The organism is Taklimakanibacter lacteus (assembly GCA_003576695.1).
Taxonomy (GTDB): Bacteria; Pseudomonadota; Alphaproteobacteria; order Rhizobiales; family Aestuariivirgaceae; genus Taklimakanibacter; species Taklimakanibacter lacteus.
The window spans coordinates 19,239-40,516 of record QOZQ01000016.1; the positions used below are offsets into that span (position 1 = coordinate 19,239).

Annotated in this window: 17 protein-coding genes and 1 tRNA gene; 3 read left to right on the forward strand and 15 right to left on the reverse strand. The window is 63.2% G+C overall.

Annotation, left to right across the window (positions count from 1 at the left end; translation table 11 throughout):
- Nucleotides 1-5: 5 nt before the first annotated feature.
- Genes DT068_RS26140 through DT068_RS26150 form a run of 3 tightly spaced genes read left to right on the forward strand, consistent with a single transcriptional unit; the run spans nucleotide 6 to nucleotide 4,244 of the window.
- On the forward strand, nucleotides 6-1,148 hold the full coding sequence (locus DT068_RS26140) for a calcium-binding protein (RefSeq protein WP_119392849.1): 1,143 nt from the start codon (nucleotides 6-8) through the stop codon (nucleotides 1,146-1,148).
- 31 nt (nucleotides 1,149-1,179) lie between these two features.
- Complete coding sequence (locus tag DT068_RS26145) at nucleotides 1,180-2,940, forward strand: type I secretion system permease/ATPase (protein WP_119392850.1); 1,761 nt, start codon at nucleotides 1,180-1,182, stop codon at nucleotides 2,938-2,940.
- Nucleotides 2,937-4,244 (forward strand): HlyD family type I secretion periplasmic adaptor subunit, encoded by a 1,308-nt coding sequence (locus DT068_RS26150; RefSeq protein ID WP_119392851.1) that lies wholly within the window; start codon nucleotides 2,937-2,939, stop codon nucleotides 4,242-4,244. Before DT068_RS26145 ends, DT068_RS26150 begins: the two co-directional genes overlap by 4 nt.
- 59 nt (nucleotides 4,245-4,303) lie before the next feature.
- Here DT068_RS26150 and DT068_RS26155 read toward each other — a convergent pair whose 3' ends face one another.
- The 15 genes from DT068_RS26155 to DT068_RS26225 all read right to left on the reverse strand — a co-directional run bounded on the left by DT068_RS26155 (nucleotide 4,304) and on the right by DT068_RS26225 (nucleotide 21,132).
- The gene (locus tag DT068_RS26155) at nucleotides 4,304-4,930 is read right to left on the reverse strand and encodes a TetR family transcriptional regulator C-terminal domain-containing protein (protein WP_119392852.1); all 627 of its coding nucleotides are present in this window, start codon (nucleotides 4,928-4,930) and stop codon (nucleotides 4,304-4,306) included.
- A gap of 6 nt (nucleotides 4,931-4,936) precedes the next feature.
- The gene (locus DT068_RS26160) at nucleotides 4,937-6,502 is read right to left on the reverse strand and encodes an ABC transporter substrate-binding protein (RefSeq protein WP_119392853.1); all 1,566 of its coding nucleotides are present in this window, start codon (nucleotides 6,500-6,502) and stop codon (nucleotides 4,937-4,939) included.
- Nucleotides 6,503-6,519: 17 nt separating this feature from the next.
- Nucleotides 6,520-7,524, reverse strand: a complete 1,005-nt coding sequence (locus DT068_RS26165; protein WP_119392854.1) for an oligopeptide/dipeptide ABC transporter ATP-binding protein — start codon at nucleotides 7,522-7,524, stop codon at nucleotides 6,520-6,522.
- The gene (locus DT068_RS26170) at nucleotides 7,521-8,369 is read right to left on the reverse strand and encodes an ABC transporter ATP-binding protein (protein WP_119392855.1); all 849 of its coding nucleotides are present in this window, start codon (nucleotides 8,367-8,369) and stop codon (nucleotides 7,521-7,523) included. Before DT068_RS26170 ends, DT068_RS26165 begins: the two co-directional genes overlap by 4 nt.
- Entirely contained in the window at nucleotides 8,366-9,208 is an 843-nt protein-coding gene (locus tag DT068_RS26175; protein ID WP_368905235.1) for an ABC transporter permease, read from the reverse strand. Before DT068_RS26175 ends, DT068_RS26170 begins: the two co-directional genes overlap by 4 nt.
- Nucleotides 9,201-10,154 (reverse strand): ABC transporter permease, encoded by a 954-nt coding sequence (locus DT068_RS26180; protein WP_119392857.1) that lies wholly within the window; start codon nucleotides 10,152-10,154, stop codon nucleotides 9,201-9,203. Before DT068_RS26180 ends, DT068_RS26175 begins: the two co-directional genes overlap by 8 nt.
- Before the next feature lie 16 nt (nucleotides 10,155-10,170).
- The gene (locus tag DT068_RS26185; RefSeq protein WP_119392858.1) at nucleotides 10,171-12,183 is read right to left on the reverse strand and encodes a CocE/NonD family hydrolase; all 2,013 of its coding nucleotides are present in this window, start codon (nucleotides 12,181-12,183) and stop codon (nucleotides 10,171-10,173) included.
- A 322-nt stretch (nucleotides 12,184-12,505) separates the two neighbouring features.
- Nucleotides 12,506-12,778 carry a DUF4242 domain-containing protein gene (locus DT068_RS26190; RefSeq protein WP_119392859.1) on the reverse strand — a complete coding sequence of 91 codons (273 nt, stop codon included), beginning with the start codon at nucleotides 12,776-12,778 and terminating at the stop codon, nucleotides 12,506-12,508.
- A gap of 68 nt (nucleotides 12,779-12,846) precedes the next feature.
- The gene (locus DT068_RS26195; RefSeq protein ID WP_119392860.1) at nucleotides 12,847-15,477 is read right to left on the reverse strand and encodes an ATP-binding protein; all 2,631 of its coding nucleotides are present in this window, start codon (nucleotides 15,475-15,477) and stop codon (nucleotides 12,847-12,849) included.
- A 335-nt stretch (nucleotides 15,478-15,812) separates the two neighbouring features.
- Nucleotides 15,813-16,109: a GIY-YIG nuclease family protein gene (locus DT068_RS26200; protein WP_368905238.1), complete on the reverse strand. Its 297-nt coding sequence runs from the start codon at nucleotides 16,107-16,109 to the stop codon at nucleotides 15,813-15,815.
- A 59-nt stretch (nucleotides 16,110-16,168) separates the two neighbouring features.
- Nucleotides 16,169-16,245, reverse strand: a tRNA-Arg gene (locus tag DT068_RS26205).
- Between the two features lie 63 nt (nucleotides 16,246-16,308).
- Complete coding sequence (locus DT068_RS26210; RefSeq protein WP_119392861.1) at nucleotides 16,309-17,142, reverse strand: hypothetical protein; 834 nt, start codon at nucleotides 17,140-17,142, stop codon at nucleotides 16,309-16,311.
- A gap of 228 nt (nucleotides 17,143-17,370) precedes the next feature.
- The gene (locus tag DT068_RS26215) at nucleotides 17,371-17,925 is read right to left on the reverse strand and encodes a fasciclin domain-containing protein (RefSeq protein ID WP_119392862.1); all 555 of its coding nucleotides are present in this window, start codon (nucleotides 17,923-17,925) and stop codon (nucleotides 17,371-17,373) included.
- 298 nt (nucleotides 17,926-18,223) lie between these two features.
- Nucleotides 18,224-19,303 (reverse strand): BsuBI/PstI family type II restriction endonuclease, encoded by a 1,080-nt coding sequence (locus DT068_RS26220; RefSeq protein WP_119392863.1) that lies wholly within the window; start codon nucleotides 19,301-19,303, stop codon nucleotides 18,224-18,226.
- Entirely contained in the window at nucleotides 19,303-21,132 is a 1,830-nt protein-coding gene (locus tag DT068_RS26225) for an HsdM family class I SAM-dependent methyltransferase (protein ID WP_368905241.1), read from the reverse strand. The genes DT068_RS26220 and DT068_RS26225 overlap by 1 nt, the downstream gene beginning before the upstream one ends.
- Nucleotides 21,133-21,278: the final 146 nt, after the last annotated feature.

A 21,278-nucleotide genomic window follows, 5' to 3' on the forward strand; every position in this document is an offset into this window, starting at 1 on the left:
CAGATATGCTCGTATTCGGAACTCAAACGGAAGGCGCCGATTGGCTGATCGGCGATGACGCCGATGATTTCATCGGCGGCTGGGGCGGCGATGACCTGATCATGGGCGGCGGCGGCGATGACCTGCTGCTCGGCAATCACGGCAATGACGTGATTGTTCCGGGCGCCGGCCTCGACAGCATCTGGGGCGGATTCCTCAATGGCGATTCCGGCAATGACTCGGTGTCCTATGGCTTCTATGGCAGCGGCGTCTACGCCAATCTCGATCTTGGCTATGGCTACGAAATGTCGGTCGGAATGGCCGACAAGGACACCTATCACGGGATCGAGAATATCACCGGTTCCAACCATAACGACATCCTCGTCGGCGACGGTGGCGCCAACAAGCTGTGGGGCAATGGCGGCGATGACTGGATCGTCGGTCGCGGCGGCGCCGACAATCTGAATGGCCAGGGCGGCAATGACTTCCTCCATGGCGGCGCCGGCGCCGACAATATCAATGGCGGGTCCGGCACCGACACGGCGACGTATAGCGACTCGGCTTCCTATGTGGTCGTCAACCTGGCCAGCGGATCCGGGCTTCATGGCGATGCGCAAGGCGATGTCCTCGCCGAGGTGGAGAATGTGCAAGGGTCGGCCTTTGACGATACCCTGATCGGCAATTCCGGCGCCAACAAGCTCATGGGCCTCAATGGCAGCGATACCTTGATTGGTTCAGGCGGCGACGACCGGCTGGAAGGCGGGAACGGCACGGACACGCTCAATGGCGGCGCCAACAATGACATACTGGTCGGCGGCGCCAATCGCGATGTGATGACGGGTGGCACGGGTGCCGACAAGTTCGTCTATTTCAGCACCAGCGAGACCGGCATCGGGCCCTTGTCGCGCGACCTGATCACCGATTTCAGCCGCGCGCAGGGCGACAAGATCGATCTCTCCGGGATCGATGCCAATGAGAATCTCGCCGGCAACCAGGCCTTCGTCTTCATCGGCGATGACGGCTTCAACGACGTGGCCGGCGAGCTGCATTACGGCCATGACGACGGCAATACGATCATCTCCGGCGACACGGATGGCGACGGCAATTCGGATTTCCGCATCGAGGTGGCGGGGATTTTCGATCCGGTCGCGGCCGATTTCATCCTGTAGGGCCGGCGCCAAGCGAGATCAGGGGCGGGACATGGCCAGGACTTCCAGCAACCAGGATCACGGACGGCACCGCTCCTCTCTTGCGGCGGTGCTGTCCGGCTTCCGCAGCGCTCTTATCGGCATCGGGGCGATGAGCGGGGTGGTGAATATCCTCGCCCTCACCGGCTCGTTCTTCATGCTGCAGGTCTATGACCGGGTGGTGCCGGGGCGCAGCGTGCCGACACTTGTCGGCCTCATCCTCCTCGCAGGCCTGCTCTTCGCCTTTCAGGGACTTCTCGATTTCATCAGGTCACGCCTTCTGGTGCGCATCGGCATGGCCGTCGATGCCCGCATCAGCGCGCCGGTCCATGCCATGCTGATGCAGCTGCCGCTGCGGCAGCGATCGAGCGGCGACGGCCTGCAGCCGCTGCGCGATCTCGACCAGCTGCGCTCCTATCTCTCGGGCGCCGGACTCACGGCGCTGTTCGACCTGCCCTGGATGCCGCTCTATCTCGTCATCTGCTTCCTGTTCCATGTCTGGATCGGCGTCGCGGCGCTCCTCGGCGTGCTCCTCCTTTTCGGCCTTACGCTGCTTGCCGAATTGCGCACGCGGGAGCCGACGAAGATCGCCAATGTCCATTCGGCGGGCCGCAGCGCGCTTGCCGAGGCGAGCCGGCGCAATGCCGAGGCCGCCCGGGCCATGGGCTTTGCCGGCCGGATCGGCGAGCGCTGGGCGGCGATCAATGACGACTATCTCGCGGCCCATGCCCAGGCGAGCGATGTGGCGGGATCGCTCGGGACAGTCTCGAAGACCGTGCGCATCGCGCTGCAATCGGCGATGCTGGCGGTCGGCGCCTATCTCGTCATCCTTGGGGAAGCGAGCGGCGGCATCATGATCGCGAGCTCGATCATGATGAGCCGGGCGCTGGCGCCCATCGAGCTCGCCATCGCGCATTGGAAGAGCTTCATCTCGGCGCGCCAGAGCTGGGGCCGGCTGGCCGGCCTCGTGGCGGCGGCGCCGCAAAGCGAAGCGAGCGTCGCGTTGCCAGCGCCGCAGGCGACCCTCAGCGTCGAAGCTGTCAGCGTCACGCCGCCGGGCGACCGCCGCCTGGTGGTGCAAGAGGTGAGCTTCAGCCTCGCCAAAGGATCGGGACTCGGCGTCATCGGGGCCAGCGCCTCGGGAAAATCCTCGCTCATCCGCGCCATCACCGGCCTGTGGGTGCCGGCCCGTGGCGCCGTCCGGCTCGATGGTGCGGCCCTCGAGCAATGGGATGGCGAAGCGCTCGGCCGTCATGTCGGCTACCTGCCGCAGGACGTGCAGCTCTTCGACGGCACGATCGCCGAGAATATCGCGCGTTTCGAGACCGACGCGCCGGCCGAAAAGGTCCTGAAGGCGGCGCAGATGGCCGGCGTCCATGACCTCGTGGTGCATCTGCCCGAGGGCTATGGCACGCGGATCGGCGAGGCGGGCTCGCTGCTCTCGGCCGGCCAGCGCCAGCGCATCGCTTTGGCGCGCGCCCTTTATGGCGATCCCTTCCTGGTCGTGCTGGATGAGCCCAATTCCAATCTCGACGGCGAGGGCGAGGCGGCGCTGGCGCGCGCCATTGCCAGCGTGCGCGAACGACAGGGTATCGTGATCGTCGTGGCGCACCGGCCAAGCGCGCTGACGAGCCTCGATCAGCTGCTCGTCATGGCGCAGGGCCGCGCCCAGGCCTTTGGCCCAAAGGATGAGGTGTTGAGCCGGATGGCGCGGCCGAGGCCCGCCCCGATGTCACTGGTGGTCAATCCCGAACAGGAGAGGGCTGCGTCATGAAAAGATCCGTGCATCATGCCGAATGGGCGATCAGGCGGTATCTGCTGGCTGGCGTCGCGAGCCTCGGCCTCCTTGTCGGCGGTGTCGGCGGCCTTGCCGCGATGACCGAGCTTTCCGGCGCCGTCATCGCGCCGGGCCTCCTGGTGGTCGACACCAATGTCAAGAAAGTCCAGCATCCGACAGGCGGCGTCGTCGGCGCCATCATGGTGCGTGCCGGCGACCATGTGAAAGCCGGGCAATTGCTGGTCCGGCTCGACGCGACAATTACGCGAGCCAATCTCGCCGTGGTGGCCAAGAGCCTCGATGAGCTCGGCGCCAGGCTGGCGCGGCTCGAGGCCGAAAGGGACGGGGCGGCAGCCGTCATGTTTCCGGCAGCGCTGCTTGCCCGCCAGGATGATGCGAATGTGGCGCGCATCCTCGCCGGCGAACGCTCGCTCTTCGAGCTGAGGCGCAAGGCGCGCGAGGGCCAGCGGGCGCAGCTCAAGGAGCGCATCGCCCAGCTCGATGACGAAGTCGCGGGACTGACCCAGCAGAAGACCGCCAAGGCGCGCGAGATGGCACTGATTGCCGATGAGATCGACGGCATCCGCAAATTATGGAAGCAGAAGCTCGTCTCGATCGGACGGATCACGCTCCTGGAACGCGATGCGGCGCGCCTCGAGGGTGAGCATGGCCGCCTCGTCTCGGCGATCGCCCAGTCGAAAGGCCGCGCCAGCGAGATCGAATTGCAGATCCTGCAGATCGACCAGGATCTGCGCAGCGAGGTGGCGGGCGAGCTGCGCGAAGTCCAGGGCAAGATCTCGGAACTGGTGGAGCGCCAGGTGGCGGCCGAGGACCAGCTCAAGCGGATCGATATCACGAGCCCGCAGGACGGCGTCGTGCACCAGCTCGCCGTGCACACGATCGGCGGCGTGATCCAGGCGGGCGAGCCCATCATGCTGATCGTGCCGGTGAGCGATGATCTCACCGTCGAGGCGCGCGTGGCGCCCCAGGATATCGACCAGATCACCGCCGGGCAGAAGGCGACCCTGCGGCTTTCCGCCTTCAACCAGGCGACGACGCCCGAGCTCAATGGCCTGCTCGCGACCGTGGCGGCCGACCTCACGGTCGACCAGAAGACCGGCATCGGCTTCTACACCGCGCGCGTCACCTTGCCGAAGGCCGAGGTGGCGAGGCTCAAGGGGCTTTCGCTCACGCCCGGCATGCCGGCAGAAGTGTTCTTCCCGACGCATGAGCGCACCATCCTCTCCTATCTCGTCAAGCCATTCAGCGACCAGGTCGAGCGCGCCTTCCGGGAGGACTAAGCCGGCTGGATTGGCACGATGACGATGATGTGCGACGGCTATGCGAGCCCGGGATTGGCTCAGCGCTTGAGCGGCCCCAGTCGTGCTTCCAGCACATCAAAGACGGCGGCGCGCGCGGTGTCGCGGTTGACGACGGAGGAATCGAGGCACCATTCGATCCACAGGCCGTCGATGAGCGCGATGACGGTCATGGCGAGCGCCTCACTGTCGAGCCTGACCTTGCGGGTCTTGGCGATCTCGCTCAGCGCATCGCCGATCGCCTTGCGATAGGCGTCGTAGGATTTGCGGTGCGAAGCCTTGAGCTTAGGATTGGTGGCGACCTCGCCCCACAGCGCCAGCCAGGCCCGCAAGCTTGATTTGGAGAACATCGGCGGGCGGAACATGGTGTCGATGACGGCGGCAAGGCGATCCTCGGCGGTGCCTTCGAAGAACAGGGTCTCGCGGCCCGCCGCCAGCATCGACTGGGTCATCGCCTCATAGACCTCGATCAGGAGGCCTCCGATGCCGTCGAAATGATGGTTGATGAGCCCGCGCGAGACTTTCGCCTCGCGCGAGATGCGATCGACAGTGAAAGCCGCGATCCCGCCTTCGGCCAGGCAGCGGATCGCGGCATCGATGAGCATCTGCCGGCGCAGATCGGCCTCCACGCGCACGAAGCGCGGTTTCCTCCGAGCGGCAGTCGTCATGTCACCTCACAGTTTCTTGAAGCCGACGGGATTGGGATAGCCGTCGGCCAGGATTTCCGGCTCGAAAGTGTTCTTATGGATGGCGACGAAAGGCTCATGGCAGACGAAGATGAAGCCGCCCGATTCCTCCATCAAGTCTTCCATGCGGTTATACATCTCCTTGCGTTTGGCCTGATCGGGCTCCGACAAGGCCTTGTTGTAGAGCTCCTCGAACTCCGGGCTGTCGAAGGCTGACCAGTTATAGACGCCGATCTGATCGGGCCGGAACCAGACGAGATTCTCGGACGGGTCGATGCCGCCGGCAAAGGCCATCAGCACCAGCTCCAGGTTCTTGTAGCCATCGCCCTGGGTCTTGTCGCCCAGGACCCAGTAAGCGCCTTCATCATAGGGCTGGATCTCGATCGTTATTCCCGCCTGCGCCATCGTCGCCTGGATGACCTGGCAAGCGGTCATGTAGCGCGAGTCGTTGAGGGTGGCGAGGTTGAGCTTGAGGTCGCTCGCGCCCGCCTCGGCAAGAAGCGCCTTGGCCTTCTCATAGTCGGGCTTGTCGATGATGTTCTTCGCCCTGGTGAAAGCGGTGCCCGGCTGCACCACGCCGGTCGAGCGCGGCACCAGGCCCTCATAGGTGCCGGCGATGACCTGCTCGCCATCGAAGGCATATTGCAAGGCCTGGCGCACCTTGGGATCCTTGAGCCTGGGATTGTCGATATTGATGGTGAGCCAGACATAGCGGGTCGACTGCGCCTCGATGAGCGTCGTGTCGGGCAGGGGCTTTTCCTTCAGGCCCTTGGCGGCGGCGGCCGAGACGCGGCAATAGTCGAAGGCCTTGGCCTCATAGGCGAGCTGGGCGGCCTGGTCGTCCTCGACGATATTGACCTCGACGCTGCCGAATTCGGGCCTGGGGCCGGGCCAGTCGGGATTGGCCTTGAAGGTCATTTTCTGCTTGGGCTCCCATTTGTCGAGCAGATAGGGCCCGCATTGCGCCGGGATCTCGGTCGTATATTTGCCGCCGGCCTTCTCGACCGCCGCCTTGCACACGACATGGCCGCCATAATAGGGCAGCGACGCCAGCCAGATCGGCTGGAACGGCTCCTTCAGATGGATGATGCCGGTGCGCTCGTCCTTGACCTCGACCGAATCGAGCTTCTCGAACTGGTATTTCCACGGCGATTCATTCTTGGGATCGGCGATGCGCTCGAAGGAATATTTGACGTCTTCCGGCGTCACCGCGCCGAAGCCGCCGGTCCATTTGAGGCCCGGCCTCAGTGTAAAGGTGATGGTCTTCGGATCGGTCTGCTCGATCGTCTCGGCGCCCCAGGGCGAAATCGCATTGCCCTTGCGCATATCGGACAGGCGCACCAGCGAGATCAGCACGCAGCGATTGGTGATGTCCTCGAGATTGCCGATCTCGAAAGCGGGATCGAGCCTGGTGATGTCGCTGTCGCTTCTGATGCGCAGGAGATCGCCCTCCGCCGCGAAACTCAGGCGGGATTGCGGCAGCACCATTCCGGCGCTGAGAAAGGCCGAGAGCTGCAGGAAGCCACGCCGGTCGAAATGTCCTTTGATTTTCATTTTTAGTCCTCCCTTGTTTAGAGTTGGCGCGTTTCCTTGTCGCCAAAGTCGGACAACTTTGGCGGGAAACGCTCGTTGAGTGGAAAATGGCAGCGCACGCTGCGACCGCCTGTAGATTTGGTGAGAGATGGCGCCTCGCTGCGGCAGCGCGCTTGCGCATGCGGGCAGCGGGTGTGGAATTCGCAGCCCGAAGGCCTTCTGAGGATGCTCGGCACCTCGCCGGTGATGGCGAGCGATTGCCGGCGCCGGCGTGGATCGGGAATGGGCTCGGACGCAATGAGGGATGCCGTATAGGGATGGCGGGCGCCGGCGAAGACTTCCGCCGTCGGGCCCTCCTCGACGATGCGGCCCAGATACATGATGGCGATGCGGTCGGAGACGTGGCGGATCATCGCCAGATTGTGGGTAACGATGATGTAGGACAGCGAGAGCTCGGCCTTGAGCCTCGTCATCAGATTGAGAATCTCGCCCTGGATCGACACATCGAGGCCGGCGGTCGGCTCATCGGCGATGACGAGGGCGGGTCGCAGCGCCAAGGCGCGCGCCACGCCGGCGCGGCGCGCCTGGCCGCCCGACAATTCATGCGGATAGCGGCTGGCGAATTCCTTCGGAAGCCCGACCAGCGCCAGCAATTCCTCGGCCGCGGCACGCCGCGACGTCATGGCGACGCCGTGAATGAGGAAAGGCTCGGTGATGGCCGAGCCGATGGCAAGCCGCGGGCTCAGGGAGGCGATCGGATCCTGGAACATCATCGCCGTCTTGCGCCGCAGCCTGCGGAAACTGTCGACCGGCCTGCCCTCGAAGCGGATTTCCCCCCTGGCGCGCGACACGAGGCCGAGAAGGGCGCGCGCCAGGGTCGTCTTGCCCGATCCCGATTCGCCCACCAGGCCGAGCGTCTTGCCCGGGCGCACCGACACCGACACGTCCTCGAGGATGGCAAGACGATGATGGCCAAGGCCGAGGAAGCCGCCGGGGGCGCGGAAATTCACCGCCAGACCTTCGGCTTCGATGAGGGGCGTCATCGGGGCCTCGCCTGCATGAATGTGGCGCGCTCAGCATCGGTGATGACCGGCAAATAGCCGGCTCGCTCATGCAGCCGGGCTGGGTCGCAGGCGAGAAGGGCGCGTGTATAGGGGTGACGAGGCTCGTGGAAGATGTCGTCGACCGCGCCTTCCTCCACCACTTCGCCACGATACATCACATAGACGCGGTCGCAGAGCTCGGCGACGACGCCGAGATGATGGGTGACGATGAGGATGCCGCCGCCATAATCCTGGCGGAGCTCACGGAACAGATGAATGATCTGCGCCTCCATCGTCACATCGAGCGCTGTCGTCGGCTCGTCCGCGATGAGCAGGCTCGGATTGACGAGGAGGGCTGCGGCGATGGCGGCGCGCTGGCGCATGCCGCCCGACATTTCATGCGGGTAAGAGTTCGCCCGCAAGGCCGGATCGGGGATGCCGACGCGGGCCAGCATGGCGACGGCGCGGGCATATTTCTCGCGTGCCTTGCCCGGCATGCGGCTCTGGAAATCGACGAGCTGGTCGCCAATGGTGAGGACCGGATTGAAGGCGGTCATCGGGTCCTGAAACACCATGGCGATCTCATCGCCGCGCAGGATCTGCTGCGCCTGTTTGCGCCCGCTGGTGACGCTTTCATTCTTGAAGGCGATGTCGCCGCCGAGAATGCGGGCACCGATCGGCAGCAGGCCGGTGATGGCCGAGGCGAGGGTCGACTTGCCGCTGCCCGATTCGCCAACAAGGCCCACCGCCTCGCCCAGATGGACATCGAGATTGGCGCCGCGCACCGCCTGGACGTGGCCGGCGTAGTCGATGGTGAGGTCGCGGATGCTGAGGAGGGCCGTCATGAAGCTCTCCGCCCTTTGAGCTTGGGATCGAGCGCGTCGCGCAAGGCTTCACCGAAGAAGGTGAAGCCCAGTGTCGCTATGACAAGCGGAATGCCGGCGGCGATGACCAGCGAGGGATTGGTCCGCAGCGACACATAGCCGTCATTGAGGATGGTGCCCCAGCTCGGCGTCGGCGGCTTGACGCCCAGGCCCAGATAGGAGAGGGCCGCTTCCAGGGCAACCACGGTCGGAATGTCCATGCTGACCAGGATGACCAGCGGACCCAGTACATTGGGCAGAAGATGGATGCCGACGATGCGCGGCAGGCTGGCGCCCATGGACTGCTCGGCCAGGATGAATTCACTGCGCCTGAGAGAAAGTGTCTGAGCGCGCACGAGGCGGCCGTAGACGGGAATGGAGATGAGCGCGATGACGAAGATCAGCGTGCCGGTGCCTGGTCCCAAGATGACGATGACGGTGAGAGCGAACAGAATGAGCGGGATAGCGCTCAAGGAATCGAAGAAGAAGATCAGGACCGCATCGAGCCAGCGCGGCCCGTAGCCCGCCAGGATGCCGAGGATGAGGCCGATGAAGGCGCCGATGCCGATCGAGAACACCGCGATCCCCATGGCGACGCGGGCGCCATGGATGATGCGCGACAGCGTATCGCGGCCAAGCTGGTCGGTGCCGAGCCAGTGGGCGGCGGAGGGGCCCTGCAGCTTGTTGAGCACATCGATCCTGGCCGGATCATAAGGCGAGATCGCATCGGCGAAGAGGGCGGCGCCGATCACGATGACGACCAGCACCAGGCCCAGAAGGCCCAGGGGATCGCGCGTGACGCGCTTCAATATCTCAAGCACCCCGGAAGGCATCCCTGATCCTCGGATCGATCCGCGCGATCAGCAGATCGGCGGCAATGGTGAGCGTGACATAGATACCGGTCATCACCAGCACGGTGCCCATGACGACCGGATAGTTGCGCAAATTGACGGCGGCGGTGACGAGCTTGCCGATGCCGGGCCGGGAGAAGATCACCTCGACGAAGACGGCAGAGGAGATCAACCCGCCGAGGCTCACGGCCAGCAGCGAGAGCGTCGGGATGAGGGCAATGCGCAGGCCATATTTGGTGACGATCTTCCATTCCGGGACGCCGAAGGCGCGCGCGGTGCGGATATGGGGCTCACCCATGACGTCGAGCATGGAGGCGCGGACCAGGCGCGCCAGATACCCCACCCAGGTGAAGCCGATGGCGAAAGCAGGCAGGATCAGCGCACGGATTTGGCTGCCGATATCGCCCGGATCGCCATCGCCAATGGCGGGAAGCCAGTTGAGCTGCACCGCGAAGATCAAAAGCGCATAGATGGCGACGACATAATAGGGAAGCGAGATGACGCTGACCGAGAGCAGGCTTGCGGCGCGATCGACCCAGGTGCCGCGCTTGAGCACGGCGAGACAACCGAGCGGGATGGCAAGCAATGTCGCCCAGCCGAGGCCGACGAGGCACAGGATCAGCGTATTGGGCAGGACTTCCCAGATCTCGGTCGCGACCGGACGGTTGGAGATGACATCGATGCCGAGATTGCCCGACAGCACATTGACGAAGAAGTTATAGACCTGGACCAGATAGGGCTGGTCGAGGCCCATCTCGCGGGTCAGCCGGTCGATCATTTCCTGGGTGGCGCGGGGACCGAGGGCGGCGCGCGCCGGATTGCCCGGCACGATGAAGACCGCCGCATACATCGCGAACATCACACCGATGAGGATCAGAAGACCGAGACCTATGCGTTTGATCGTGTAAGCGAGCATGGCCGGTTCCTGGGCTTCAACAGAAATCGCGTTTTATGACGCGGGTGTCGCCCCTGCTGTGGACGAGGCGGCCCCGCTCGCGCGCCTCGATCAGCCAGGTGAGATAGAAATGGTCCTGATCGGCGGTAAGCTCGGTGCGGCTCTTCGCTTCCACGTCGCAGGGACCGCTTCTGATCGCCCAGGCATATTCGGTGACGATCTTGGCGGTCAGCGGATCATCGGGATGGATGGTGAAAGTGTCGGTGTTCCAGGAGGATGTCGTGATGGCGCGGTCATCGATCGAATGGGTGCCGTTATCGGTCCTGAGCCGGATCGTGCGGATGCCGGTTGCAAGGTCGTCCTCGACGGTTTTGGCCGTGCTGCCGGCAATGACCTCGGTCGATGCCACGGGCATCGAGATCTCCGCCGGCCCGAAGGCAACATGGCGGTCTTCATCGCCTGGCGGGCGGACCGGCAACTTGATTGTACAGACCCCGCTCCGGATCGTCGCGGTGGCGAGCGTCGGCTGCGGCCACAGAATGAACCAGTGCTGGGTGGCGAGCGCCAGCCTGATGCGATGGCCCTTGGGGATCGTCCTGGCGAAATCATTGAGCCTGATCGTTACCTTGAAGGGCTCATTCACCGGGCAAGCGGCCGGGAATTCGTGGCTGTCGCGATGGCTGAGATTGAGCACGCCATAGGTCATGAGCGCCGACGTGCCGTCCGGATAGACATCGCACAGGCGCGCGGCGAGATTGACCTTGGGCACATCGACGCTGAGCTCGAGCGTGATCTCGGGCGCGCCGACAAGCGTCAGGTCCTCGGCCAGCGGCTCGGTGTCGAAGCACAGAGCCTGGCCATCCTCGCGGCGCTGATCGATGGCGAGATCGGGCGAGGTGCCGCCATAGCCGCCCCAGCGGCCGCAATCAGTGCCGGCCGTGGCGGGCGACCGCACCGAGAGGATCGATCCGGTCTCGGGCCTGGCGCCCAGGCTGTTCGGGTTGAGCCAGCGCGTCTGCCACTGGATGCGCGGGCTTGGCCATGAGGCTTCGGCGATCCAGCGTCCTTCATGTGATTTGTACCAGGGACGCGGCCGCTCCTCGCCGATCGCATAGAGGCGGTATTGCGGCTCGTCCATGATGCCCGTCGCTTCACCGGCCAGCCAGTATCTCCACCAGCGCAGCGCCTCCTGCAGATAGCCGATCTGCGGGCCCGGATCGCCGCGGCACGGGAAGGCATGCGTCCATGGACCCATGATGGCAAGCCTGGGCGAGGTCAGTCCTTCGAGAAGGCGCGGCACCGAGTTCGAATAGCTGTCCTCCCAGCCGCATACCGCCAGCACGGCGCATTCGATCGCCGAGAAGTCCTCTGAGACCGAGCCTTGCTTCCAATAAGCATCGCGGCGCTGATGCAAAAGCCAGTGCTCCGACCAGGAGCGGTTGGCGTCAAGGCGCTTCAGCCACATGTCGCGCCAGGCACGCCCTACGATCTGCGGGTCGGGCGGCATGGCGTTCTTCACCAGCATGAAATTCGACCACATCTCATTCTCGGTGATGAGGGCGCCGCCCATATAGTGGACGTCATCGGCATAGCGGTCATCGCTCGAGCACAAAGTGATGATCGCCTTGAGCGCCGGGGGACGGCGTGCCGCCACCTGCAATGAGTTGAAGCCGCCCCAGGAAATGCCGGTCATGCCGACATGGCCGTTGCACCAGTTCTCGGCGGCCAGACGGGCAATGATCTCGCAGGCATCTTCCTGCTCGCGCGGAAGATATTCATCGGCAAGGAGGCCGCCCGAGTCGCCCGAGCCCCTGATATCGACGCGGCAGCAGGCGATGCCATAGCCCGCCCAATAGGGATGCATATCGAGATCGCGGAAGACGGTGCCGTCCCGCCTGCGATAGGGGATCATCTCGACGACGACCGGCACAAGGTCTTTCGTCTTCGGCTTCCACAAGGTAGCGGCGATGCGTGTGCCGTCGGCGAGCGTGATCCAGAAAGGATCGACGACCTCCACCGCGAAGGGGAATTCCTGCCTGATGACCGCCATGGCGTTTCCTTGTTGAACAATCGTACAACAAGGAACAAGATGCTTTCAACGGTTTTTGCGGATTATTTTTCCGTAGAAAAGTCAGTCGTATCGTCGGTGACGGGCTTCGCTGGGTGAGGGGGACGTGTGGATCTGCCCAGATCGATGTCCTTCAGCATGTGGTCATTCAGGCGGTGGAGGCGCGGATGCCGCGCGCGCGGCGGCCTGAGCCAGGTGACAAACGCCCGCAACAACCGCCGGATCGGGGGCTCACCGGAGACTGCCGGGGCGTCTGTCGTCCCCTGCCGGTCATCACTCCGGCAGGGAGACTCGCAAAGATCGCTCACAGGTAGAAATAGGGATCCAGAACGCGCACTTCGCTGATGCGGTCGACCGGCAAGCCGTTCTTCTCGGCAACCTTGCGGATCGCTTCGGGCGACGGCCCGTCATAGACGCAGAAGGTCTTCTTCTTGTCCTGGGTGACATAGGAATGGACCCAGGTGACGCCTTCCTCGGCATTGCGACGGACGACTTTGCGGGTGACTTCCGATCCTGTCGCATTCATCGGGATTGCGAGGCCGTCCGGAAAGGTTCTTTCGATGACATAGCGTGGCATTTGTGTCTCCTATGCAGTGAAGGCGACACCCTAGAAGAGCCGGCGCGACCGCACATCGGAGGCTCTCCCTATTTTGCCATCGGCGCTTCCCTATATTGGCCAGTCTGACCAATGAGGCCCTGCGCCATGGCGCGCGCGGCGGCCTCGCCGCGGGATTTCACGGCAAGCTTCGCCAATATGGCTGAAACGTGATGATCCACGGTCTTGGATGAAATATGAAGCCGCGCGCCGATCTCGCCATTGCTGAGGCCGGAGGCGAGGCAGCCCAGCACACCCATCTCGCGGCTGGTCAGGCCATGCGGGTTGGCCTGCGTCGAGGCGCGCGGGCCGCGCGGAATGCGTCTTGTGCCGGCATCGCGCATCTGCCGGCGCAAATGCGAAGCCGCCGGCGCAGCACCCAGCCGATCGAATATTTCGAGCGCCTTTATCCGTGCCGGCTCATCGCCTTCGGCCAATGCGCGCGCCTCCTCATAAGGACAGTCCAGCGCCCGCCAGGCTTGGGCGGCTCCCTGCCAATCGCCGGCGATCTGCAGGGCGAAAGGCTCGGCGCACCATCCGGGAAGAGTGACATCCTCGCCGGACCGCTTCAGCCAGAAGGAGAATTCCCCGACATGCCAGCGGTGGCGATGATCGACGGCGAGCTGATACGCGGCCCTGGCTTCGGCGACGACGCGCGCCATATCGCCCGCGAACCACGCCGCCTCGGCGCGGGCGGCGCGCACCGGCGCCAGGCGCTGCAAGGTGTTGGTCCTTGTCGCGAGCTCAAGTGCCTCATCGAGCACCGCCATCGTACCCGGATCGCCGCGCCTCGCCCGCAAGCGGCCGAGCGCCACCAGCGCCATGATCTTGCTGACGAGCGAGAAGTTGGGGCAATCGACGACCGCGAGCGCCTGATCGCCGGCTTCCGCCCAGCGGCCCTGATAGAGGAGCGTCAAGGCAAGCCAGGCCGACATGTAGTTGTTGGAATGATCGAGATCGCAGTCTTCGGCATAGGCGATGCCCCGGGTGAGCGCCGCCTCGGCCCTGGCGAATTGGTATTGCTCGCCATGGGAGGAGCCGAGATTGAGGTAAGCGAGCCCGACAAGGTCATCCATGCCATGAGCGCGCGCCAGCTCGAGGCAGCGGTTGAAATGGGCGAGACCCTCCTCATCGCCACTCACCAGCATCGCGGCACCCACCACCATCTCGGCCGAGGCGATGGTTGCCTTGTCGTCGAGGCGGGTGGCGAGCTCGATTGCCTTCGAGCCCCAATGCACGGCGGGGGCACGGTCACGATCGAGCATGCGCAAATGGGCCTGCATGCGATAGGCGGCCGCCAGCGCACGCGAAGGCGGCAAGGCCTCCAGCAATTCGATCGCCCGCCAGCTCGCGGCTTCCGCTTCGGCATTCCGGCCACTCCTGACGAGAGGCCAGGCGAGGCTCGACAGATTCTCCGCTTCCTTCACGCGATCGCCCGTCTCACGCCAGAGATCGATGGCGGCGCGATGGGCTTTGATAGCTTCGGCCTGGTCGTCAATGATGGCGCATTGCTGCGCATAGGCTTCGAGAAGGGCTGCGCGTTCGGCGGGCGATGTCGCGCCGGCGACAGCGAGGCTGCGGCGATATTGCGCCACCGCGGCGCGATGGGCGCCGGCGGCCGCCGCTTCCTCCGCTGCGGCCGGCCCATAGGTGAGGATGGCCTCGGTATCGCCGGCCCCTTCGGCGAAATGCGCCAGTTGCGCCAGGTCCTTCTGGCGCGTGGTGCATGACTTGAGGACGTTCAGCGCCGCGCGGCAGAGCTCACGGCGCCGGCCGGCGTCGATATCGGTCAGGATGGCGTCACGCACCAGCTCATGGCGGAAGGCGATCGTCTTCTCCGTCAGCTCGAGGAGACCGGATTGCAGGCAACCGGCGATGCCCGCTCCCTCGCCGCCGCCGATCATTTCCAAAAGCGCGTGATCCATGCGGCTCGCCAGAACGGCGGCGGTTTCGATCGCCCGGCGTCCTTGCGCGTCAAGACGGGCGACGCGCGCCAGCACGGAATCGCTCACCGTGCGGGGCACGCCGTGGTCCGTGCAGCTCAAGATCTCGGTAATGAAAAAGGGATTGCCCGAGGTCTGGCGATGCAGGGTTTCGGCATCGAAAGCGCGGTTGGCAATGAGCTGGCGCACCGCCGCCAATGTCAGCCGGGGAAGGTCGATGCGGATCGTCGCCGGCGAGGTGGCGAGATCGCCCAGCAGCGGGCGCAGGAGATGCCGGCTGCCGATCTCGTCATCGCGGTAGCTCAAAACGACCAGCGCATGGGTCTGGGCGATACGCCGGCCCAGATATTTGAGGAGATCGATGGTTGCTTCATCAGCCCAATGCATATCCTCGAAGACGATGATCGTTGGGCGCCTTCCGTCGCGCAGAAGATCGAGCATTGTGGAGAAGAGCTGGGCGCGCGGCGCCTCATTCTCGAGCTGCGCCAGGAGACGTCCGCCAAGGCTGCGCGCGATGTCATATAGGGGGCCAAGGGGGGAGGGTGTGAAGAGCGAATCGCAATTGCCGATGAGTACGCGGGCGCTCTTGCCATGAAGGCTGAGGAAGTGGGTGACGAAGCTGGTCTTGCCGATGCCCGCCTCGCCGGCAATGAGCGCAATCCGGCCCTGGCCGGCGGCAACCGCGGCGAGGGCTTCTGTGAGCGTGGCAAGCTCGGAGTCGCGTTCGAGCAGTTCCATCCGTCAGTCCTGATGCAGGCGGGCCAAGTCCATCGGCCCGGCGAGGTGCGGCGTCAATGGGTCAAATACGGAAGGAAACCTGCCGTTATTTCCCGGATCGGGAGCGGAATTTGTGTCTTCGCTCGGCGCCAGGAATGATTGCGCATGAAGCATGGGAGCGTCCATTGGTCATGTCTCGGAAGCAACTGTAACCCATGTCTCCGGAACGAGTTGTAACCTATGTCTTCGGAACAGCCCTCCTTCGCTAGCTTCGGAGGACTCCCTGCTTCGCGTGAAGCAGGATACCAATCCGGCGAGGTGTCTGAGCGATGTGAGCATTCTTTGCCGAGCGAGAACTAACGCCAGTTCCTCCTGATAAGACGTTTGAGGGCGATGGCCTTTCCGGAACCGGATTTGAAATAAATCTCAAGCTCTCGCGCGTGTTCTTCCGTCTCAACGGCGACATAAGATCTCAGCAAGACCGGTAAATGGGCCTTTGTTGAAAGAACGCGTCCTGCCTGGTGCGATGAAAGACGTCGCTTCAGGTCGTTAGTCGAGCCAACGTAGATATCGCGATTGTTCAACTGAAGAAAATAGACGTACCACACCCTGCGCCAGTCTCCCTGCGCTGCTTCGCAGCTCCGGGAGATCACCCTACGCCCCTCCGGCCTTAGGGTGGCAAAGCCACCCGAAGCCCCGGAGGGGCGTAGGGTGGCGACCCCGAGAGGATTCGAACCTCCGACCCCCAGATTAGGAATCTGGTGCTCTATCCTGCTGAGCTACGGGGTCACTTGGGGGCTGCTTATATAGGGTTCGCGCCGGGAACGGAACCCGCAAAAAGGGGTGGGTGCGTTACCTCGCCGGGCGCTGGCCGAAATCGCTGGTGCTTCTCTCGTAACGCTCGGTCCAGCTTTCCAAGGCGCCGCTCTCGACATGTTCCTGGCGATGGACCCATTGGGTGAGGGGGCGGGCAGGCTGGCTCAGGAAGTCCTGCAGGGCCTCGGCACTTCCCGGTACGGACAGGATCTTGAGGGCCTTGAGCTTGGTGATTGCGTCGGCGACGCGGTCATAGCTTTCGCTGGTCTTGGCGATGTGCAGGACCGGCCAGACCATTTCCCGCCGCAAGGTCGCAAGGGCCTGGCGGGCCTGCGGCGTGTCGATATCGGCGAGCTCCCTTTCGGCCGAATCCGGGATCACCTCGAGCTTCAGCCGGTTCAGCGCAGATCGCAGGACGGGCGCGACAGAGGCGGTCCGGAATTCCTCCCACGCATTCCTCGCCTCGGGCGTGCCGATCGTGGTGAGGAGGTTTTCCAGCCAATGGCAATGGCCCGTGGCGCCGAGCTCGCGCAAAGCCGCGGCGACGATCGGCATGAGGGCGATGCCATGCCGGGGATGACTGAGAACCGTGACGAGATAGTGCTGGAGCTCATAGGTCGATTCATGGTCGAGGAATTCCGCAAGTGCCGCCGAAATGCGCGGATCGGCCGATTGCGCCAAGGCTTTCGCGGCCGCGATGGCCATTCCATTGGGCTGCTGGCGGCATTGGCGCACGACACTTGCGAGACAGGCGATGATCTCCTCGCTCATCGCCTGCCGGCCAAGCTCCCGGATCGCTTCCAGCCGCCGCGGATTGCCTGCGTCGGTGGCCGCACGAACCAGACGCTGCGTGGTCGTTGCAGCAAACATGGGAGCGGTTGCCGTCCAAGTGAGTCGGCCGCTATTTTACCTTTAGTCAGGCTCCGGGACTAGAAGCGAAAAAAAGCGGCCCGGCGAACCGGGCCCAAGGTCTCGGGGAAGCGCATCCCGGCGAAGTGGGGTCACTTCGCCGAAATGTTTTGGCGAATTCTACATTTTCGGCAGCCCTCCTTCGCTGAAGCTTCGGAGGGTCAAGCGCCTCGCGTGAAGGAGGATGCTCTACATTTTGGGCAGCAGGACCTTGTCGATCACGTGGATCACGCCGTTCGACTGGTCGACATCCGCGATGGTGACATTGGCGATCGTGCCGTTCTCGTCCTTGAGCATCACCTTGTCGCCCTCATACATGGCCGTCCAGGTGCAGCCCCCCGCCGTCTTGACCGGGTGCATGCCCTTGTCGTCGTCGACCATCTTCCTGACGTCCTTGGCGAAGGCTTCCGCTCCCACCACATGGCAGGTCAGGATCTTGACCAGCATGTCCTTGTTCTCGGGCTTGAGCAGGTTTTCGACCGTGCCGGCGGGGAGTGCCGCGAAGGCTTCGTTGGTGGGCGCGAAGACGGTGAAGGGGCCTTTGCCCTGCAAGGTCTCGACAAGGCCCGCCGCCTTGACGGCCGCGACCAGCGTCGTGTGATCCTTGGAATTGACGGCATTCTCGATGATGTTCTTTTCGGGGAACATCTCGCCGCCGCCGACCATCGGATTGGCCGCAAAGGCCAGACCTGCGGCGCCAATCGACATCGTCATCGCCAGAACCGCGCTGTGGAACTTGTTCATCGGTTTTCCTCGCTCATGGGTTATGCATGTGGATGCACAGGGAGTTACGAGGCTTGGCCGATATCGGACGCACCGGGGAACGTCACAATGAATTGAGGACGCGCGGTGAAACCAAAAAGCGCGTCGGCGAGTACGGCGGAGCGCAAACAAGCCTGCGCGGCCGTCCGCAAAAGCTGCGCTATTCTCCGGCTCGGTCGTAAAGAACAACGGATAGCCCTGGCTCCTGCCGAGTTCGGTCGCCTCCTTCGCCTTGGTGTCGACGACCGGACTGTCTCGCCTTCATTCCATACCGGGTCGATCAACCCCAGTCGGAAAGCTTCCTGGCTACCTTCGGCTGGCCTTCGTGCAGACGGATGAGATGATCGGATTCCGATGCGAACCACACAAATGAACCCCATGCAAGCGAATCAACGGTTTTCTTGAACGCCGCGTCGCTTCGGTCGAGATATGCTGTCGCAAACACAACATGATTGAGTGGGAAGCCTGCGCCTTCCGCGATCTGGGCAAGAGTCTGCTTGCGCTCGCTTGTCATCGGGCCGTCGGTAGCGACAACCTCCACAAAAACCAGGAGTGGATGCTCAGGGCCGAGATCAGCGAGGACAATGTCGGGGAGGCTCTTTTCGGCTTTGATTTGCAGGCCGATCGATTTCGCCAAGTCGTCGTCCCGGCTCACAACCTTGTTCTTGCTTTCACTGAGAAACACCACTCCCGGCAACTGGAGAAATCGAGGGGCAAAGACTTCAATGACCGCTTTTGAGATGATGGAACTTGGCCCGGGAGCCAACCGGCGTGTCTCGCCGCTTGGAAACTTTACCAGTATGTGCTCGCCACCGGCGACGGCGCCCTTGCGGACCATGGTGATGCGAGCGAGTGCGCCCGCGGTCAGATTTTCCCCCTGCCAACGAACGATCGTCTCGTCGAGCAGCTTGCCGGCAAGTTGCGGGTCGAACAACGCGGCGAAGCTCCTCTTGAGCGCGTAGCGCGGCGCAGGCGATGTTGTCGCAAGTCCTTCGCGCTCGACGACGACGCCGTTCGCAACCAGACCGGCGCGGATCGTATCGTCCCGGATAGACTCGCGTGTATTGACCGCATACCAGCGGCTTCGAATTTCACCCTTGCTGCTCGTCAGAGACTTGCCTGTCCAGGCAAGACGTTGACTATCGCTGACCCGTTCGGCCTGTTTGTCGGTCATGCGCGTAACCTGGTCGGGACGTAGCCAAGTTCCGCCACCCTCGACAGCGCCAATATAAAGCATGACAAAGACTGTCCGTGCCGCGATTTCCCATGTGCAGTTCGCACGATTGGGGCTGCCTTCGGGAAAGATCATTTGCAGCCGCTTGTGAAGCTCCGGCAAGGCCGGCAGGGCAGGCAGCGTCATCAGCCAGCCTTCCCGCCATAGAGTCGCCACGCTGCCAGCTCGACCGCCGTCCTGTCTTTCCGCCGTTCGACGAGCGCTTCAATCGCCGCCATATCCTGCGGCGAAGGCAAGGGGAGCGCCTCCAGTTCATAAGCCGAGACAGCGACGCTGCCATTGATGCAACGGAATAACTCGTCGACAACGGCGGTGTTCAGCAGCGCAGAGAGCGCGCGCCGTGACACAAGTGGCGGTGTTTCGTCTATTGGCCGGATCATATTGAGGTGATTCTCGACAACTACGGCACCGTGGCTCGCAACGAACGAAGACGGCATTTCCGCTGCTATGAGCCGTCGCGTCTGTTCCTTCGCCGTGGTGCGCTGCAACAACACGCAAGGGAAGTTGGTCAGGACCCAGGTTTCGGAAGGCAGCGGTTCAAAGTATGGCATGTGGTTTCGCTTGTGGGCGCGAAACTCGAACGTACCGTCGGGGCGCACGGATTCTGCCCAGATCAACGGATAACGTTGCCTTGCCGGCCGGGACTTCAAGCCTGATTTGTGCCGATTCCACACCAGCGGTCCGGTGCTGACCCTATAACCGTAATCCACCAGTCGATGGGGCATACGCTGGGCATTGCGGACCAGTTTGTCATGTGTCCTTGTACGCGGCACCAGCCAAGCCTCTTCCGGCCTTGCCGGCAAGGCGAACGATCCGGCAGAAGTCACAGTGACTCGACCCTTGGCGGGCTGGGAAATGAAGTTGACCTGTCCGATACGGGCTTTGCCGTCCCGGCGGTATACGGCAAGCAGTGTCTCTTGCAGTACGTCGGCAAAAACGCCCTTGCGTTCAGGAATGAAATCGATGCTTGCCGGCGGAGCTTCGCGCCCAAGCAGGCCGCGCAGCGACTTGAAATACTCACCGGAGAGGAAGCTTGTGGGCGTTACATAAGCGATTACACCGCCTGGTCGGGTGAATCTCAATGCAAGGTCGGTGAACAAGCCATACAGGTTCGCATGTCCATATAGGCTGCGGCGGTATTTTTCCCGCTTGTCCGGCGAAAGCGTGGTGCGACCATAGGGCGGATTGCCGATGACCAGATCGAAACCATCATCGTGACAGTTACGTTCAAGGGTGTCGCACACTTCCACGATGTCCGGAAGTTGTGTATCGGCGGCCCGGCAGAAATCATAAAGCGCGTTCTCGAGGAAAACGCGAGACATCCACGCAGCGAAAGGATCAAGCTCAAATCCGCGAAGACGATGGAGGATGTTCTTGAGAGCTATTTTCGGACTGCAGTCGTCAAGGCTGCGCAGCATGCGTAGCGCGACTGGGGTGAGAAATGCTCCTCCGCCGCATGCCGGATCGAGGACACGGGCCGTACGCCAGTCAATGCCGGCGGCGGAAGCCAAATCCAGCAAGCGCTCGCAAAGTACGGGTGGTGTATAATAGGCTCCGAGTCCGGCTCTGTCCTTCTCCGGCATGCTTGTCGTGTACAGTACACCAAGCCAGTAGTTGGCTTCCATCACGTCGAGCGTCGCGGCCGCCGTGCCTATGTTGTCTGCCAGAGCGCTGTCGGCGGGCGACAGTTGCGCCATCGAAATTATCTTCGGCAGATCCGGCACCGTCCATCGTTCCGCACCCGTCTTCGGCGCTGCTTTCAGATAGGCTTTGATGGCGGCGAAAGCCATCGCGCGCGCGAATCCAAGGCGGTCATCCTTGCTCTCCGCCGCGATAGCCAATGAACGCGCGGTCTCCAGTCCTTCGTTCATTGCGATGACTGCCGGCAATGCCGTCATGTCTGTCGCGGCCGGTATGGCCGTGGTCTGCTGCTTTTTCTGGATTGGCTGCGCCATTTTCCGTTCTGCATTCTGCCAAGCTGGTCTGGAACAAATTAGGAACACAATAGGCCAAGTCCTAATCCCTTACTAGCCCAGAGCCGAGGATACTATGCTCGTCCGATTCGGTGGAGATTGGCCATCCTGGCCTTTTTTGTGCATGA